Below are 14,450 nucleotides of genomic sequence, written 5' to 3' on the forward strand. Positions count from 1 at the left end.
CATCGCGGCCGCAATCCAGCGATTTCGCCGACACCGGGATCAGCATCTCCGCACCGAATTTCTGCGCCTGGTTGAAGGCGCGCCCGGCCAGCGCCTGGCCGGAAATGCCGGTGGGAAAGCCGAGATAATTTTCGATGCGGGCGCTGGCGCCGGCCTGCCCGCCGAAGGCGCGCGAATCCAGCACCGCGACCGACAATCCCTCGGAAGCCGCATACACCGCGGTGGCGAGCCCCGCGGGCCCGCCGCCGACCACGGCGACGTCATAGAGCCTGTCATGCGCCTGCACGCTGATCATGCCGAGCGCCATCCCGAGCGAAACCTCGGACGGATTCTTCAGCACGCTGCCGTCGGGACAGACGACCAGCGGCAAGTCGCTGCGCGCTGCGGCGTAGCGCGCAACGAGATCGGCGGCGTCCTTGTCGGCTGCCGGATCGAGCACATGATGCGGCTGGCCGTTGCGCGCCAGGAAATTCTGCAGCCGCGCCATGTCGCCGAGCGCCTCGCTGCCGATCAGCACGGGGCCGCCGACGCCGCCCTGGATCAGGCTGACGCGGCGCAGGATCAGCGCGCGCATGATGCGCTCGCCGAGATCGGCCTCGGCCACCAGCAGCGCGCGCAATCTCTCCGGCGCAATCAGCAGCGTCTCGACCTCGCCCTCGGCATGCCCGTCGACCAGCGCGACGCGGCCGGAAAGCTGGCCGATCTCGGCCAGAAATTGTCCCTCGCCCTGGTCGACGATCGGCGTGACATTGCCGAGCCCGTCGCGATGGGTGACGGCGACGGTGCCCTTGAGCACCACGAACATGCCGGGACCGGGCTTGCCGGACTCGAACAGCAGTTCGCCATGCCCGTAGCGGCGCACCTCGCCGAAGCGGCGCATGCGCTCGATTTCCTGCACCGTCAGCACAGGGAAGGTCTGCTCGTACCTGGCGAAGGAAACGGTGCCGCGGAGCGGGTTCGCACTACCGACGTCTGCCATGCCGCACCCCGCTTGCCCTAACCCGAGCCTTGTTCTTCGTTGGCGTCATCCGGGGAGGCTTTGTGGCTTGCGGAAGATGCGGCGGCGTCTCGCCCGCGCGCCTGCGATTTGCGCCGCTTGAGATTTTCGCGCAGCGCCAGCTTCAGCCGGTCGGCCCGTGAGGAATTCTTGCCCTGGTCGTCCTGCTTCATGGGTATCCGCGATTGCCTCTCGCCTCCCCGGCAATATGGCGTGTCGATCCGATGAGGCAATCGCCGGTCACGCGACGTGGAACCGGATCGGCCCGCCAGGCGGGCACGGCTGGCTTACGGGCACAAAGAGGCGCCTTTCGGCCCAATTTCGTGGCCCCGCCGTGCTCCCGCATGCTTGCGCGTGGGGGGTCGTTGTGGCAAGAACCGGCCGCCCGCCGGGGCCGTGCGCGGCCGATTCTGTATTTCCCCGGGCATATGCTGCCGTAGCTCAGTGGTAGAGCACTCCCTTGGTAAGGGAGAGGTCGACAGTTCAATCCTGTCCGGCAGCACCAGTCGGGCTCGCTTGGCGAGCCTCGCAGGTCATCCCACGATCACAAGAGAGCCGCGAGATCGGGAGGGGTCTCCCCTCAAACCGAAATATCGAAAACAACCCCATGCAAAGTAGAAACCATCGCCTTCGCGGTCACTCGACCTTGGCGTCGTCCCGAAATTGCACGAGTTGCTGCAGGGTGCGCAGCACCCCGCCTTCGCTCTTCGCGGCCGAGCCGGTCGCCACAGTGGTGCCGGCTTTTTGCGCGAGATTCGCGGGTGTTTGGTGACCGACAAAAAGGGTGACCGCCACGGCCATCACCACGACGTAAAAGGCGAACATGCCGCCGATCCATGTCCAGGAAATCGAGCGGTCGACGGGGGTCAGGCTTTCGATCAATCGGCGCATCGGTGCCTCCTGATGGAGCGAATTTGCGGGCGGTATTAGCCCGTAAGTCCCCGGGGACATGTGATGCGCTTCACACTTTAAGACATTGGGGAAACAAGCAATCGTGACCGGGCCGGAATTCAAGCAGCTCCGAATCGACCTCGGCGAAGCGATCGGCCGGCCGCTCACCGCCGCCGACATGGCCAAGCTCTGCGGCCTGCCCCAGGCCGGCGGGGCCGACACCATCCGCCGCTGGGAGGTCAAGGGGCCGATCGGGCCGGTGGCCGAGCGGCTGCGCATTCTCGCCATGGCGAGCGAGCGCTATCCGATCCTGGAAAAATTCAACGTGTTCGATCGCCACGACGTCAACGAAAAGGACCGGCCCGCGCTGCGCGCCGAATTCCGCAACAGGCTGCGCGAGGAGGTGCTGGAGCGGCTGGGATAACGCCATCGAAAGCGTGATGGTGTGTTTGGTTGAATCGGTTGTCCGGCAGACTCGGTTCACCTCTCCCTTCGGGAGAGGTCGATTTGCGAAGCAAATCGGGTGAGGGGATCCGCTCTCACGAGGGACCGTGACCCCTCACCCGGCGCTGCGCGCCGACCTCTCCCAAAGGGAGAGGTGGTCTCCCAATGCCGCTCCAGTTCAACCTCAACTCATCATGCTTTAGCTCGCCGTCTCCGCGCGCGCGGCAACCCATCCGAACATGTGTCGGCCGAACAAGCCGCCGATGCCGCCGAAAAGGATTGCCGTGCCGACGCTCCACATCAGGATCATCACGCTGGCATCGGTCGAATGAAACAGCGACAAGGCGGTCGCCGTGATCGCAGCGACTGCAATGCTGCCCATGAAAGCAACCGTGGTTGGGCGCACCAATGCCGCGTAGCGCAGCATCACCAGCATCGCGAGCGACAACGGCAAGCTCGCCAATACCAGCGTCGCGAAACATCGCGCAGCCTCCCCGGGGTCGATGCCGTCGGGGCCGATGGCGACCCATTGGGTCATGCACTGATAGCCGATGTTGGACAGCCATATCACCAGAGGCGGGGCGGGCAACAACAACCAAAGCCTGGATCGATCGGGCAGGCTGATGAGGAAAGCGGCGACCGCCGCGAGGATGCCCGTCAGCATCGATGCGGCCATGCTGGCGGCAAAGGCCGGCTCGCGCAGCCGCTGGAGGAGGTCCGGCCGTATTCCCTGGTTGACCGCCAGAAGCGTCAGGACAAGGGTACCGAGCATCAGCCAGCAGGCGGCCCGGAACAGCGGTGGCCGCAAGCGCCGCACCGGCTTCATTTCCGCCGCCAGGGATCTGATGAGTTCGTCGGTGGTGATCATGGTTTACGTCCGGCCGAGCATTTTTCGGAGACTCTTCAGCGCGCGATGAACGCTTATCTTGAGCGAATCGACCGATGCGCCGCTCTCTCCCGCAGCTTCCTTCAACGACAATTGCCTGATCTTCAGCAGGCGGACCGCCTCCCGTTGCGCGCGGGGAAGCTTGTCGATCGCCTGCTCGAGATCGCGCATCTGCAGGAAATTCTCTGCATCTCCATTCGCTGCAGACCCGGCAAAGGTTTCATGTTCCGGCAGCAGCGGAACTTCCTGGTTCAGTTTGCGCCCTTGCCGACGCAGGCGGTCGATGCAGCGCCGATCCGCAATGGCCACCAGCCAGGGAGCAAAGGGGCGCGTGGGATCGTAAGTGTGCCTGATCGAGTGGATCGTCAGCAGGATGTCCTGCACCGAATCCTCGACATCGCTCCTGTCGCGATGGCGGCGCGACGCCAGCGCGCGCAGGTAAGGCGTCACCTCGCGCAACAGCCGATGATAGGCTCGCTGGTCGCCGTCCTGGGCCCGGGCCATCAGAATGGACCAGTCGATATCGCGGGCCTGGAGTTCCGGCCCCTCGCTCTCGCCGCCGTCCCTGGCGACGAGCCGCAGCGGCGGGACACGATTGCCGGAATCCGCGATCATGGCGCCTTGTTTGCCTTGGTGGCTTCGCCAGCGATCCTCGCGAACACGGCATCCAGCTCGCCCGCGAGCGACTTGAGGGCGCCGCTGGCCTCATCTGCGTAAGGCGCAAACACGGTGGACGGGCGCTTGTAGGATAATGTCGCGGTACCGTCGGGATTCTCCGTGACATAAAAGCGTATCGGAGCCTCGATGCCTGCCGCGACGCTTGCAGCGAGCATTCGCCGGGCGAAGTCGTTGCGAAACACGCCGACGACACGATTGCCCGGAATGGCGATCCCGGCGGCCTTCGCGCCATCCGACGCGCTGGCCGACGTCACCGCGGCCATCTTTTCGGCCTTGATTGCCGCTTCCAATCGTTCCGAAAGGATCGCGAACGGATATCGGGTATCGATGACCTCCCAGCCCTGGCGCGGAGCCACCGTGCCGGCCATCGCCGCCGAAGCGGCGAACGAGATCGCTGCAATCGCCAGGATCATTCGAAACATGGAAACCTCCCGCTTCCGGGTGGCTGCTTCACAGCCGCGTTGTCACGGACACCAGCCAATCGGGCATCGCGTTTGTCAGCGCGGTCTCGACCACCTTGTCGAGACCGGTAACGATGAAAAGGCCGATGCCGACCAGCGCGGCGCCCATCAGCGGCTTGCCCACCCGCGACACCTCGCCCATCCAGTCGCGGCGCGCGAGAATCGCCCGCCGCGAGCCATAGGCGAGCAGCAGGATCGGCGTCACTGCGCCGAGGGCGAAGGCCGACATCGTCAGCGCGGCGGAACCGAGATTCTCCCCCTGCGCCGCCAATCCGACCGCCGCTCCAAGCGTCGGACCCGAGCAGGGCGACCAGACGATGCCCAGCAAGGCCCCGAGAGCGAACTGGCCCCCTAGCCCTCCCGAGGGCTGGAGCCGATCGAGCATGGTTTGGCCCCTTGCCGCGATGGGTGCCGCAAGGGATGCAACAAGGCCCTGAAGCGCGGGGACAAGAAGTACGATTCCCGCCGCGGCGAGAAGCACGGCAACGGCCAGGCGCACGGCCGACGGATCGATCCTGACGCTGAAGCCGATGGAGGCCAGCGCGATCCCGACGCCGGCAAACGAGGTTGCCAGGCCGGCGGCAAGCGCCAGCGGCCCCCACGCGTGCCGCTCGATCGCCCCGAACAGCACGATCGGCAGGATCGGCAGCACGCACGGCGACAGGGTCGACAAGCCGCCGGCGGCATATCCCAGTGCGAGGTTGGCCGGCACTTCAGAAGGCCTTGGCGACCAGCGCGCCGATCGACCTGGCATCGGTGTCGCCTGTCGAGCGGCCCACCTCGCTGGTTCCACGGAACACGATCAGCGTGCTCTGGTTTTGGACGCGAAGCTGCCTCAGGGCGTCCTTGCCGGTGTCGAAATCCACCTCGTAAACGACCAGATCGGGGCGATCCTTCCGGATTTGCTCCACGATCGGCCGTTGCCGCTTGCAGGTCGGGCACCACGGTGCGGTAACATCGACAAGTATGGCTTTACCTGCGGCCTGGGAGGCCTGAAACGCCTTGGCATCGAACGGCTGGCCTGCCCACGCGAGCGCCGGCAGCATGCATATCCCCGCGATCAGCAACGCTGCCCTGATCTTCCCGAACATCGTGAATTATCCTCCGCTGGACATGGCCCGCACCGGGCCCTGACGCAGTATTCGGCGGAGGGGGAGGAAAGGTTACAGCTCGCCGGAAAATCTTTTCTCCGACGAGGCGTCCTGGCGGGGCAGGCATGCGCCCGTTACGTGTCGATTAGATATTCGATCAGCCTGGTCGCCGAGGGAGCCGACCAATCGGCGGCGCCCGGCATGTACCCGACGATCAGTCCCGAAGCCGTGATCGCGTAGGTGATGGGCATGCCATACAAGGCAAAGGGCGCCTTCCTGAGGTTGCCGCGGTCCGAATAGGCAGCGTACCCGTGGGGATCGAGGAAGATCGGAAGCGCTGTGATACCAAGCGAGTCGACAAACCGAGCAACTGTTCGCCGATCGCCACGATCTGCGGAAACCGCCAGTATCTGCAACCTGCCTCGCCACGGACCTCGAGCCAGTTGATCCAGGATGGGCAACTCCCTTCGGCAGGCAGCACACCAGGAGGCCCAGAAATTCAGGAGAATCGGCCTGCCTCGCAACGAGGTCAGATCGAGTGTGCCGCCTTCGAGCCGGAACAACCTGAGCGACGGCACCCGCTGCTGCGGCTGGACGATTGCGAACTGATATCCACCGGAGGAGAACTGTGGGACTTCGCGCTCGGGCGCAGCCGCCGCAGCGCCGCGCATCGACACGGCACCCGTGGCCAAGATCGATAGCAGCAGGTCCCGACGCGAAACGAGAACGCTGGCGTCGTGTTTCGTGCCCGTACGACACGTTTTCGCGGACAGCACCAAATGCCTCAACCGATTTCCTGAACGACGAGCGAGGGCGATACGGCCGGAACCGCCGGCCGGAATGCGATGAACGGAAGAAGCGGGTTCGGCAGCCAATACATCCAACCGACGAACGGCTCCCGCATGCCGTTGGGCAGGCGGAGATCAAGCCACACGTAGAGAAACTTGTAGACACACAGCCCAGGCACCCAATTCGGCCGAAGGTACTCGGTCTTCAGACATTTTCGACTTATGTAATAGTTGCCTTCGAACGGGGTAATGTCCCAGAGGCCGAGCCGGCCCTCTGCGATCACCTCGCCGCTCGGTTGGTGGATGATGCGAATTGATTTTGCCGATCGCATTGGACACTGCCTCGTCGCGAAGATTGACCAGCCGGGCGCACGCGTCTCGCCGAATAGATCTTCGCGCCGGCTTGGCACAAGGTTACGCTGCGATGTCTGTTTCGTGAAAAGCAGCCGACAAGGACGACCGGAAGCGCGCATCTCCGTGGCGCCTTGGTGAACGACCCCAGTGGCCGGGTAGTTTAAGACTTCATTAGGCACAATAAATGGTTTGAGCGCCGATGCGGTGCGTTTCCGGACACGGCGGGCGCGCGGTCACCGCATGTTAGTCAAGGGCCAATTAACTCTCCGGCATGGATGTGCGCCGCGCGCGGCGCCTGGAATGACCGGGGACTGCAAATGAAGAAGATCCTGCTCGCCGCCGTGGCCGTCGCCGCGCTCGCCGCCGCCATGCCCGCTGCCGCCGCCGATCTCGGCGCGCGCTACAACTACAACAAGGCACCTAGCTATGCCGCGCCGATCTGGACCTGGACCGGCTTCTATGTCGGCGCGCATCTCGGCGGCGCCTTCGGCAACGACAACAATTTCGGCGGGCTTGCGCTCAGCGACAGCGACGCGCGCTTCATGGGGGGCGTGCAGGCCGGCGCCGACTGGCAGTTTTCCGGCAACTGGGTGGTCGGCGCAGAAGGGCAATACAGCTGGCTCAGCCGCAACAACGCCAGCGCCGTGTTCCCCGGCGGCTATGTCTACAGCAACGACCAGCGCGGTCTCGGCTCCATCACCGCCCGCCTCGGCTACTCCTTCGGACCGGCGCTGGCCTATGTGAAGGGCGGCTACGCCTATGCCGATAACCGCGACATCGTCACCCTCGGCGGCGTGCCGATCGCCTTTGCGCTCGATTCCGGGCACAACCACGGCTGGACCATCGGCGGCGGCGCCGAATACATGTTCGCGCCGAGCTGGTCGGTGAAGGCCGAGTATCAGTACTACAATTTCGGCGACAGCCGCTTCACCGCGCCGGCGGCGCTGGTGTCGTTCGGCTCGTTCCACAATGACCAGCACGCGGTGAAGGCCGGCGTGAACTACCGATTCAATTTCACGAGCCCCGTGGTGGCGCGCTATTAGTTCCGTGCGCCCGCGAGCTTGAAACAAACGACTTGCTTCCTACGTTATAGGGGCAAGCGAGCATGGCCGGCACACGTTTATCCGCCGGCTTCCCGCTTCGCCTGCCGCCGACGCGGCAGCGTTCGAGGCTGATGGCCGCCCCGGATCGGGCTCCCATATCCTATAGCTTGAACGGATGCCCGCCCGGCTGACGCCGAGGCGGAAGGCCGCGGGAAGGCACATGCCGTTCCGCGGACGGCGGTGAAAAAGCCGCAACCCCTGATGAAACCTGCAGCCAATCCCATGTCGAGAAAAAGCCAACCCCGAAGCAGGCCTCCCGGGCTTCGCCCTGCCATAGCGAGTCCGGTCCACAATGCCCGACAGAACTACGAGCGCTACCTCGCGCTTGGCCGCGCCGAGGCGATGGCCGGCGACCACGTCGCGGCGGAGAACTACTTCCAGCACGCCGAGCACTATCTGCGGTCGATGCGCGAGGGTGGCGAAGCCGCGCATGGCGCGCGCCGCTGAGCACGCGCCACGGTTAGTTGACCGGTATCGCGACGAATCGTGTCGCCTCGTTCGACTTGATGCGCGCCAGCGCGATCCGCTTGCCCTGCGCGTGGACGCCGGCCAGCGCCTTGTAAAAATCGTCCGGCGTCTTCACGCCGTTGCTGCCGACTTCGAGGATGACGTCCCCGGCCGACAGGCCGACCTGCGCCGCAACGCCGGATGGATTGAGGCCGGCGACGACGACGCCCTGGACGTCGACACCCATCTTCTCGGCGGGCATCAGCATCAGCCCCATCTTCGACCCGTCGCCGCCCGATGAGGGCTCGCTGCTTTCGTCGTCCGGCGTGCTCTCGGCGCGCTCGACCGGAAGCTCGCCCAGCGTCACCGGGACCGACTTCTCCCGATTGCGGCGGATCAGGCGGAGCTCGATGGTCTTGCCGGGCGGCATGTCGCCCACCCTTCGTATCAGGTCGCGCTCATCGCCGGCCGGTCGACCGGCAAAGGATGAAATGATGTCGCCCGGCTCGATGCCGGCCTTCATGGCCGGACTGTCAGGCGCGATTTCGGCGACGACGACGCCGGCAACCGGCTTGTCGAGACCCAGTCCCTCGGCGATATCCGGACTCATGGATTGGACCTCGACGCCGATCCAGCCGCGGGAGACGCCGCCCGTTTCCTTCAGCCTGTCGGCGATCGACTTCACCGTTGCGGCCGGAATGGCAAAGCCGACGCCGACCGAGCCTCCGCTCGGCGAGAAGATGGCACTGTTGATGCCGATCACCTTGCCGGTGACGTCGAAGGTCGGTCCACCTGAGTTGCCCCGGTTGATGGGGGCATCGATCTGAATGAAGTCGTTATACGGACTGATGATCTCGCGGGCGCCGGCGGAAACGATTCCGGCCGTCACCGTTCCGCCCAGCCCGAACGGATTGCCGATGGCAAGCACCCATTCGCCGATGCGCGGCGCGCGGTCTGCCATCCGGACCACCGGAAATTCGTGACCATCCACCTTCAGCAAGGCCAGATCCGTCTTCGGATCGGCGCCGACCAGCTTCGCCGCATGGACCTTGCCGCCGTCGGTGACCACTTCGATCTTCTTGTTGTGCGCGACGAGGTGGTAGGTGGTCATCGCAAGGCCGTCGGACGAAATGAAGAAGCCGGACCCCTGGCTGGTGGCGATGCGGCGTTGCGGACGATCGCGCCCGTTCGGCGACGTTCCGCGCCCGGGCAGCGTCTCTTCCTCGTCGTCCTGCTCTACCTTGGCCCGCACACCCACGACGGCAGGCTTGACGCGTTCCACGAGATCCTCAAAGCCGACCGGCAGGGCAGCGGAGCGAAGGCCGACGGCCGGACTGTACCAACCATACAGGTCTCGCCAGTTCGAGCCGGGCGAGGCCGCGAACCACGCGGCCGCCGCCAGCCCGATAATTCCGGCAGCAAGTACCCCCGCAGCGAGAATACCGCGGCGGATCCTGGTAGCGTTTGGCTTGTCGCTCATGAAGCCGCTCCGGCCAGCGAGAGGACGGACCGCCCGCCCTTCTCATCGTTCAATCGTGCCCGTTCGACGGATCTTCCGTTGCAGGAGCATGACGCCATAAAGCAGCGCCTCGGCGGTCGGCGGGCACCCCGGCACATAGATGTCGACCGGAACAATGCGGTCGCAACCACGCACCACCGAATAGGAATAGTGATAGTAGCCGCCGCCATTGGCGCAGGAGCCCATCGAGATCACGTAGCGCGGCTCCGGCATCTGGTCGTAGACTTTGCGCAAGGCCGGCGCCATCTTGTTGCACAGGGTGCCCGCGACGATCATAACGTCGGACTGCCGCGGCGAGGCCCGCGGCGCAAAGCCGAAGCGTTCGGCATCATAGCGCGGCATCGCCATCTGCATCATTTCGATCGCGCAGCAGGCGAGACCGAAAGTCATCCACATCAACGAGCCCGAACGCGCCCAGGTGAACAGATCCTCGGCGTTGGCGACCAGAAAGCCCCGGTCGGACAATTCGTGATTCACCTTGCGCAGGAAGCGATCGTCAAAGCCCGCCGGGCCGGCACCTCTCGCCGCCGCGGCGCGCGGATCCACACGCGAATGTGCACTGATCATTGCCATGCGCATCCTCCGACCGGTGCGTCAGCGCCGGACACTCTTGCCTTACCGAGCCAGTGCGGACAGCAGGGTCAGCACAAGCGCCAACACCACGGCGCCTGCCAGGCCTCCGATAAAGATCGCGCGGCGCAGCGGCGTGCGCAGAATGATCTCGCCTCCGCGAGCCTTCTCGGCCGGATATGGCGGTGGCGCTCGATTGCCTGCCCGAGTCATCGCAGGCCCAAACTCCCTGGCAGGCCCAAACTCCCTGTCTGTGTTTTTCTCCACCGAACCGGTTGCTTCAGGTCGGCGAGTGCGGTCCCGAGCCATAAAGTCCAATCCCGATGACCGGGAAAGGTTTCTCCGAGGGAGGTTTCTCCGGGGGAGGTTTCGCGGAACAGGCGAGGAACCCGGCACAGAGACCGGGCGTTTTGCCGTAGCGGGCCGGAAGCCCGCATCGCCGGAGGAGGCATTTCCATGCCGCACATCCACACCGACAACCAGCCGGTGACGCAAATCACCATCATCGACGCCGACCCGGAGAAGCAGCGGGAGGCGCTGGCGATGATGGCGCAGCGGGCGCGCTTCATGGCGCAGCAGCCCGGCTTCGTATCGATCAGCCTGCACCGAAGCCTCGATGGCAAGCGGATCGTGAACTACATCCAGTGGGAAAGCCGCGAGCTGCTGCACAAGGCGCATCAGTCGCCCGACTTCCGCCAGGCCTGGCGCGAATTCGGCGGCGTCACCGATCAGATCGATCCGCATCTCTACGAAGTTGCCGAGACCCTCGACCGGCCCCACTGATCGCGCCGGCCAATCCAGTCGCCCGGCGACCGGTGCGTTCACGCCGTCATCAAGAGTTCTTGAACAGCCGTGGCAACGCGGGCCCGTTTTCGCGAAATCGATGCGCTTGCGCGGTGAATCGCCTGCGAATTGCGGCAGCTTTCCGGCTTGTTTCCGTCCGCATTACGCGGGCGGAACTGTGCCCAACGGGTGACAGCATTTCATCGCGAACGCAGCTATTCAGCGCGCCCTCGGATGGGCGCCCTTCGAACGGCGCTTCTCGATAGCTCTGTTTGGAGACCAAGACGAAATGAAGAAGCTTCTTCTCGCTACCGTGGCGCTCGTTGCACTCGGCGCGCCTGCGCTCGCCGCCGACCTTCGGGCTCGCCCCTACACCAAGGCGCCGCCGCCGATCGCCGCACCGATCTACAACTGGACCGGCTTCTACATCGGCGGTCACCTCGGCGTCGCCTTCGGCAATGACGACAACTTCAACGGCCTCGTCGTCGGCAGCAACAACGATGCGCGCTTCCTCGGCGGCGTGCAGGGCGGCTTCGACTACCAGTTCGCGCCGAACTGGGTGCTCGGCGCCGAAGCCCAGTACTCCTGGCTCAGCGGCAACGCAGTCAATGCCGTGTTCCCGAACGGCTACGTCTACACCAACGACCGCCGCGGCATCGGATCGGTGACCGGCCGCCTCGGCTATACCTGGGGTCCGGGCCTGCTCTACGTGAAGGGCGGCTATGCCTTCGCCGACAACAACGAGACCCTGCTGCTCGCTGGCGTTCCGCAGGGCTTCAGCTTCGACGGCGACCATCAGGACGGCTGGACCGTCGGCGCGGGCTTCGAATACATGTTCGCGCAGAACTGGTCGGGCAAGGTCGAGTACCAGTACTACGATTTCGGCGACAGCCGGTTCGTGACGCCGGCGGCGCTGGCGGGCTTCGGCAGCTTCCGCAACGACGAGCACACCGTGAAGGTCGGCATCAACTACCGCTTCAACGTCGGCGGTCCCGGCCCGGTGGTTGCGAAGTACTGAGCATTGCAGTTTCGCCCTGCGGAAAAAGGCCGGCGCAAGCCGGCCTTTTTTTGTCGGTCGGCGTGAAAATTGCGGCACGCCGCCTCAGGTCTTCCCTACTTGTTAACCGGGTATCGCGATACTGCCGCCACCTTCAGGTAGCGTATGGGGCTCGGGTCAGATGGCATCGCGGTTCAAGGTCGGCAAACTCTCATTTCCCAAATTCCGACTGCCGAGACTAGGCGTCAGGGGCAACCTGTTCTCCGCCTTCGCCGTCATCGCCGGCATGGCGATTCTGATCTCCGCCTTCGCCGGCATGGTGCTCGGCCATCTCGGCGGGGCGATGGGCGATCTCAGCGGCAAGGACATTCCGCGGCTTGCCGCCAGCCTGCAGCTGTCGGCGCAGAGCGCGGCCCTCGCAAGCCAGGGCCCGGGCCTGCTCGCCGCGCGCAGCGAGGAAGCGCTGAACGAGCGCACCAAGAAGATGAACGAGACGCAGTCGGCGGCGGTCGCCAAGCTCAACGAGGTCATCGCGCTCGGTGCCGACAAGTCGATCGCCGGCGCACTGACCGAAACGGTGAAGAGCATCGACGACATGACCAAGAGCCTGGGGTCGGCGGCGCGCGAGCGGCTCGAGGCCCAGGCGCTGCACGACAGGAAGTACGAGGCGCTGCGCAAGGCGCAGGCGGATTTCGTTGCCGCCTCGATCCCGGAAATGGTGGATGCCCAGAGCCGGCTCAACGCCATGCTGACCGCCGTCGATCCCTCGATCGACGACGCGACCGCCGCGGCGCGCATCGTCGAGCAGCTCGGCAACGTGATCGCCAGCGGCAACCTGATGGCCTCCAACCTCGCCGCCGCGCTGTCCGCCAACAGCAGCGACACGCTGGAAGCGATCGAGAAGGACTTCAAGGAAGGCGTCCAGCGCGCCAGGAGCAACCTGGAAATGCTGCCGAAAGGCGCCGGCGGCAAGACCATGGGCGAGGCGGTGGCGAAACTGCAGGCGCTCGGCGAGGGCAAGGAGCGCATCTTCAGGATCCGCCAGAAGGAGCTCGACGCCGCCGACTACGGCGAGACCATCCTGGAGGAAACCCGCAAGCTCAATGTGGGCCTCGGCATCAGCGTGGAGCAGCTGGTCGACGGCGTGCGCAAGGAGACCGACACGGCGACCGCGAAGGCGCGCGAGGAGATTTCGCTTGCCACCATCGTCATGCTGGCGCTCGGCGTCGCCACGCTGGTCGGCTCGGTGCTGTTCGTCTGGCTCTATGTCGGCCGCAGCATCCTGCGCCGCATCCGCAGCCTGCAGAACTCGATGAAAGTGCTCTCCAGCGGAGACCTGGAAGCGGAGATCTACCGCTCCAGCCAGCATGACGAGATCGCCGAAATGTCCGACTCGCTGCAGGTGTTCCGCGAGAGCATGATATCGGCGCGCACGTTGTCCGCCGAGCAGGACAAGGACCGCATCGCCAAGGCCGAGCGCGCCTCCCGCATGGAAAGCCGCATCGCCGAGTTCGAGGCCGCCGTGCGCGACGCCCTCGGCAGCCTGCAGAGCGCGGCCAACTCGATGCAGTCGACCGCGCAGGGCATGTCGGCGTCCGCCGACCAGTCGAGCGCGCTGGTCAGCGCGGTCGCCTCCGCCGCCGAGGAAACCTCGGTCAACGTGCAGACCGTGTCCGCCGGCACCGAGCAGCTGTCGTCCTCGATCGCGGAGATCGGCCGCCAGGTGGTGACGTCGGCGGAGATCGCCCGCAAGGCGGTGGAGGAGGCCGGCGCCACCGACGCCACCATGCAGGGCCTTGCCGACAACGCCGCGCGCATCAGCGTGGTGGTCGACCTGATCCAGACCATCGCCTCGCAGACCAACCTCCTGGCGCTCAACGCCACCATCGAGGCGGCGCGCGCCGGCGAAGCCGGCCGCGGCTTTGCGGTGGTCGCCTCCGAAGTGAAGAACCTCGCCAGCCAAACCGCGAAGGCGACCGACGAAATCCGCCAGCAGATCGGCGGCATGCAGAACGTGACCACGACGGCGGTCACGGCGATCCGCAACATCTCCGCGACCATCGGCGAGATCAACGACGTCACCACCGCCATCGCGGCGGCCGTCGAGCAGCAGGGCGCGGCGACGCGCGAGATCGCCCGCAACATCCAGCACGCGGCCGGCGGCACCAGCGAGGTATCCTCCAACATCGTCGGCGTCAGCAACGCCTCCAACGAGGCCGGCACCGCCGCCGGCGAAGTGCTCTCTGCCTCCGACGCGCTGCGCCGCGAGGCCGACGTGCTGCAGTCGGAGATCGACGCGTTCCTGTCGAACATAAGGGCGGCGTAGGGCGACACACGCCGTCATTCCGGGGCGAGCGACAGCATCGAACCATGGGGCGCGCCCTTGCGCGCCTGCGAATCTCGAGATTCCGGGTTCGACCCTCATCGGGCGGCGCGCCACT

Annotated in this window: 18 protein-coding genes and 1 tRNA gene; 7 read left to right on the forward strand and 12 right to left on the reverse strand. The window is 65.5% G+C overall.

Annotated elements, in window-relative coordinates:
- Together ACT4OC_RS18845 and ACT4OC_RS18850 are read right to left on the reverse strand one after the other, a co-directional pair.
- Positions 1-979, reverse strand: a 979-nt coding sequence (locus ACT4OC_RS18845) for an FAD-dependent oxidoreductase (protein ID WP_444840540.1), incomplete at its 3' end; no start/stop codon positions are given.
- Positions 980-996: 17 nt separating this feature from the next.
- Positions 997-1,170, reverse strand: coding sequence for a hypothetical protein (locus ACT4OC_RS18850; RefSeq protein WP_444840541.1), 174 nt, complete (start codon positions 1,168-1,170; stop codon positions 997-999).
- Positions 1,171-1,427: 257 nt separating this feature from the next.
- On the opposite strand from ACT4OC_RS18850, the gene ACT4OC_RS18855 reads away from it, so the two are divergent.
- A tRNA-Thr gene (locus ACT4OC_RS18855) sits at positions 1,428-1,502 on the forward strand.
- 131 nt (positions 1,503-1,633) lie between these two features.
- Here ACT4OC_RS18855 and ACT4OC_RS18860 read toward each other — a convergent pair.
- On the reverse strand, positions 1,634-1,888 hold the full coding sequence (locus tag ACT4OC_RS18860) for a hypothetical protein (RefSeq protein ID WP_444840542.1): 255 nt from the start codon (positions 1,886-1,888) through the stop codon (positions 1,634-1,636).
- A 103-nt stretch (positions 1,889-1,991) separates the two neighbouring features.
- On the opposite strand from ACT4OC_RS18860, the gene ACT4OC_RS18865 reads away from it, so the two are divergent.
- Positions 1,992-2,312, forward strand: coding sequence for a hypothetical protein (locus ACT4OC_RS18865; protein ID WP_444840543.1), 321 nt, complete (start codon positions 1,992-1,994; stop codon positions 2,310-2,312).
- Between the two features lie 219 nt (positions 2,313-2,531).
- On the opposite strand, the gene ACT4OC_RS18870 is transcribed toward ACT4OC_RS18865, so the two are convergent.
- The 7 genes from ACT4OC_RS18870 to ACT4OC_RS18900 form a co-directional block, all read right to left on the reverse strand.
- Positions 2,532-3,200, reverse strand: coding sequence for an NrsF family protein (locus tag ACT4OC_RS18870; protein ID WP_444840544.1), 669 nt, complete (start codon positions 3,198-3,200; stop codon positions 2,532-2,534).
- Positions 3,201-3,203: 3 nt separating this feature from the next.
- Complete coding sequence (locus ACT4OC_RS18875; RefSeq protein WP_444840545.1) at positions 3,204-3,833, reverse strand: sigma-70 family RNA polymerase sigma factor; 630 nt, start codon at positions 3,831-3,833, stop codon at positions 3,204-3,206.
- Positions 3,830-4,318, reverse strand: a complete 489-nt coding sequence (locus ACT4OC_RS18880) for a DUF302 domain-containing protein (RefSeq protein WP_444840546.1) — start codon at positions 4,316-4,318, stop codon at positions 3,830-3,832. Before ACT4OC_RS18880 ends, ACT4OC_RS18875 begins: the two co-directional genes overlap by 4 nt.
- A 28-nt stretch (positions 4,319-4,346) precedes the next feature.
- Positions 4,347-5,111 carry a cytochrome c biogenesis CcdA family protein gene (locus tag ACT4OC_RS18885; RefSeq protein ID WP_444840547.1) on the reverse strand — a complete coding sequence of 255 codons (765 nt, stop codon included), beginning with the start codon at positions 5,109-5,111 and terminating at the stop codon, positions 4,347-4,349.
- Positions 5,071-5,448, reverse strand: a complete 378-nt coding sequence (locus ACT4OC_RS18890) for a thioredoxin family protein (protein ID WP_444840548.1) — start codon at positions 5,446-5,448, stop codon at positions 5,071-5,073. Before ACT4OC_RS18890 ends, ACT4OC_RS18885 begins: the two co-directional genes overlap by 41 nt.
- A 134-nt stretch (positions 5,449-5,582) precedes the next feature.
- Complete coding sequence (locus ACT4OC_RS18895; protein WP_444840549.1) at positions 5,583-6,236, reverse strand: TlpA disulfide reductase family protein; 654 nt, start codon at positions 6,234-6,236, stop codon at positions 5,583-5,585.
- Positions 6,233-6,568, reverse strand: a complete 336-nt coding sequence (locus ACT4OC_RS18900; protein WP_444840550.1) for a hypothetical protein — start codon at positions 6,566-6,568, stop codon at positions 6,233-6,235. The genes ACT4OC_RS18895 and ACT4OC_RS18900 overlap by 4 nt, the downstream gene beginning before the upstream one ends.
- A 339-nt stretch (positions 6,569-6,907) precedes the next feature.
- On the opposite strand from ACT4OC_RS18900, the gene ACT4OC_RS18905 reads away from it, so the two are divergent.
- Positions 6,908-7,633: an outer membrane protein gene (locus ACT4OC_RS18905; protein ID WP_444840551.1), complete on the forward strand. Its 726-nt coding sequence runs from the start codon at positions 6,908-6,910 to the stop codon at positions 7,631-7,633.
- A gap of 282 nt (positions 7,634-7,915) precedes the next feature.
- Positions 7,916-8,140, forward strand: a complete 225-nt coding sequence (locus ACT4OC_RS18910; protein ID WP_444840552.1) for a DUF4167 domain-containing protein — start codon at positions 7,916-7,918, stop codon at positions 8,138-8,140.
- A 13-nt stretch (positions 8,141-8,153) separates the two neighbouring features.
- Here ACT4OC_RS18910 and ACT4OC_RS18915 read toward each other — a convergent pair whose 3' ends face one another.
- A complete protein-coding gene (locus ACT4OC_RS18915; protein WP_444840553.1) occupies positions 8,154-9,620 on the reverse strand; it encodes a trypsin-like peptidase domain-containing protein in 1,467 nt (488 codons plus the stop codon).
- A gap of 42 nt (positions 9,621-9,662) precedes the next feature.
- Complete coding sequence (locus ACT4OC_RS18920) at positions 9,663-10,232, reverse strand: NuoB/complex I 20 kDa subunit family protein (protein ID WP_444840554.1); 570 nt, start codon at positions 10,230-10,232, stop codon at positions 9,663-9,665.
- 453 nt (positions 10,233-10,685) lie between these two features.
- Here ACT4OC_RS18920 and ACT4OC_RS18925 point away from each other — a divergent pair, with 453 nt between their 5' ends.
- The 3 genes from ACT4OC_RS18925 to ACT4OC_RS18935 all read left to right on the forward strand — a co-directional run bounded on the left by ACT4OC_RS18925 (position 10,686) and on the right by ACT4OC_RS18935 (position 14,335).
- Positions 10,686-11,012 (forward strand): antibiotic biosynthesis monooxygenase family protein, encoded by a 327-nt coding sequence (locus ACT4OC_RS18925; RefSeq protein WP_444840555.1) that lies wholly within the window; start codon positions 10,686-10,688, stop codon positions 11,010-11,012.
- Positions 11,013-11,301: 289 nt separating this feature from the next.
- Complete coding sequence (locus ACT4OC_RS18930; RefSeq protein ID WP_444840556.1) at positions 11,302-12,030, forward strand: outer membrane protein; 729 nt, start codon at positions 11,302-11,304, stop codon at positions 12,028-12,030.
- Between the two features lie 160 nt (positions 12,031-12,190).
- Positions 12,191-14,335, forward strand: a complete 2,145-nt coding sequence (locus ACT4OC_RS18935) for a methyl-accepting chemotaxis protein (RefSeq protein ID WP_444840557.1) — start codon at positions 12,191-12,193, stop codon at positions 14,333-14,335.
- Positions 14,336-14,450 lie beyond the last annotated feature (115 nt).

The sequence above is a fragment of the Bradyrhizobium sp. genome, from assembly GCF_052389815.1.
Lineage (GTDB): Bacteria > Pseudomonadota > Alphaproteobacteria > Rhizobiales > Xanthobacteraceae > Bradyrhizobium.

Excerpts from the sequence above, each read along its gene's own strand:
- ACT4OC_RS18915 (WP_444840553.1), bottom strand. The coding sequence starts at position 9,620 with ATGAGCGACAAGCCAAACGCTACCAGGATCCGCCGCGGTATTCTCGCT.
- ACT4OC_RS18925 (WP_444840555.1), top strand. The coding sequence starts at position 10,686 with ATGCCGCACATCCACACCGACAACCAGCCGGTGACGCAAATCACCATC.
- ACT4OC_RS18870 (WP_444840544.1), bottom strand. The coding sequence starts at position 3,200 with ATGATCACCACCGACGAACTCATCAGATCCCTGGCGGCGGAAATGAAG.
- ACT4OC_RS18900 (WP_444840550.1), bottom strand. The coding sequence starts at position 6,568 with ATGCGATCGGCAAAATCAATTCGCATCATCCACCAACCGAGCGGCGAG.
- ACT4OC_RS18920 (WP_444840554.1), bottom strand. The coding sequence starts at position 10,232 with ATGGCAATGATCAGTGCACATTCGCGTGTGGATCCGCGCGCCGCGGCG.
- ACT4OC_RS18905 (WP_444840551.1), top strand. The coding sequence starts at position 6,908 with ATGAAGAAGATCCTGCTCGCCGCCGTGGCCGTCGCCGCGCTCGCCGCC.
- ACT4OC_RS18850 (WP_444840541.1), bottom strand. The coding sequence starts at position 1,170 with ATGAAGCAGGACGACCAGGGCAAGAATTCCTCACGGGCCGACCGGCTG.
- ACT4OC_RS18860 (WP_444840542.1), bottom strand. The coding sequence starts at position 1,888 with ATGCGCCGATTGATCGAAAGCCTGACCCCCGTCGACCGCTCGATTTCC.
- ACT4OC_RS18910 (WP_444840552.1), top strand. The coding sequence starts at position 7,916 with ATGTCGAGAAAAAGCCAACCCCGAAGCAGGCCTCCCGGGCTTCGCCCT.
- ACT4OC_RS18890 (WP_444840548.1), bottom strand. The coding sequence starts at position 5,448 with ATGTTCGGGAAGATCAGGGCAGCGTTGCTGATCGCGGGGATATGCATG.
- ACT4OC_RS18935 (WP_444840557.1), top strand. The coding sequence starts at position 12,191 with ATGGCATCGCGGTTCAAGGTCGGCAAACTCTCATTTCCCAAATTCCGA.
- ACT4OC_RS18875 (WP_444840545.1), bottom strand. The coding sequence starts at position 3,833 with ATGATCGCGGATTCCGGCAATCGTGTCCCGCCGCTGCGGCTCGTCGCC.
- ACT4OC_RS18880 (WP_444840546.1), bottom strand. The coding sequence starts at position 4,318 with ATGTTTCGAATGATCCTGGCGATTGCAGCGATCTCGTTCGCCGCTTCG.
- ACT4OC_RS18885 (WP_444840547.1), bottom strand. The coding sequence starts at position 5,111 with ATGCCAGGTCGATCGGCGCGCTGGTCGCCAAGGCCTTCTGAAGTGCCG.
- ACT4OC_RS18930 (WP_444840556.1), top strand. The coding sequence starts at position 11,302 with ATGAAGAAGCTTCTTCTCGCTACCGTGGCGCTCGTTGCACTCGGCGCG.